The organism is Nocardia sp. NPDC003693 (genome assembly GCF_053981095.1).
On sequence record NZ_JBSFNO010000087.1, the window covers coordinates 1 to 1082 of the forward strand.

A 1082-nucleotide genomic window follows, 5' to 3' on the forward strand; every position below is an offset into this window, starting at 1 on the left:
TTTCCATCGAGCCGGCGTCCAGATCCTCCGGGCGCACCAGGACGATGTCCTCGGGGCCAGAGTGGCGACACACTCGCCGCCGCGGTGGAGAACCTGCTCGAATTGCCGATGTACTCACTGGGTGATGGCGAGTTCACCGAGTTCCTGCAGAAGCTCGAAATCAGCTTCCGCAAACTCGAGGCCGTGAAACAGCGGTGCGCACTCGAAGCCGGGGCACGTAGCCTGCCCTCCAAGGCCGGCGTGAAGAGTCCGATCCTGTTCCTGCAGCAAACTTTGCGACTGTCGTACGCCGAGGCCGCTGCCCGTGTTCGCAATGCTGATCTGCTGTCGACGGTGTCGGTGGGATCGAGCACCCGGCCGCCGAAATTGCCGCTCGTAGCCGCAGCGCAACGCGCCGGGGAGATTTCCGCCGATCATGTGAAGGCCATCGACGATGCGATGAAACGGATACCCGATGCTGCCGGTGTGGAAGCGAGAGATCGTGCCGAGCGGCACCTGACCGACTTTGCCCGTGAGGGTGATCCGAAGGGTGTAACCAAGCTCGGAGTGCATATCCTGGCCCACGTCGACCCCGACGGGCGGTTGACCGAGGACCGGGACCGGCAGCGGGTCCGGAGCGTCAAGATCGGGCATCAGGGCATCGATGGCATGTACCCGATCTCAGGTTTCCTGACCCCGCAGTTGGGTGCGGTGATGATCCCGATGTTCGAGAAATTCGGGCGCCCCGGGATATGCAACCCCGATGATCCCGAAAGCCCTTGGACCACCGCTGAACTCGGTCTCGATACCGAACTCGACGACGGCGACGACACCGACGACGCAGATGCGAACGACCCGTCGTTGACCCCAGCAGAACGCGCCCGCGCCGCCCTGCGCGCGAAGCTGCGTGCCGCCGCCAAACGCGATCACCGCAACGCCGAGCAACGCAACCACGACGCCCTGATGGCGTTCTTCCGCCCGGACATGGGACCCACGAAACTCGGATCACATCGCGGACTTCCGGTCTCGACCATCATCACCATGAGCATCGACGACCTCGAGAAGCGCGCCGGGGTCGCCACCACCGCGACCGGTGGCACGAT

1 protein-coding gene is annotated in these 1082 nt (G+C 64.3%); it reads left to right on the forward strand.

Features of this window, described 5'->3' with window-relative positions:
- Positions 1-84: 84 nt before the first annotated feature.
- A partial coding sequence (locus ACWDOP_RS38970; protein WP_456349090.1) for a DUF222 domain-containing protein occupies positions 85-1082 on the forward strand: 998 nt, incomplete at its 3' end.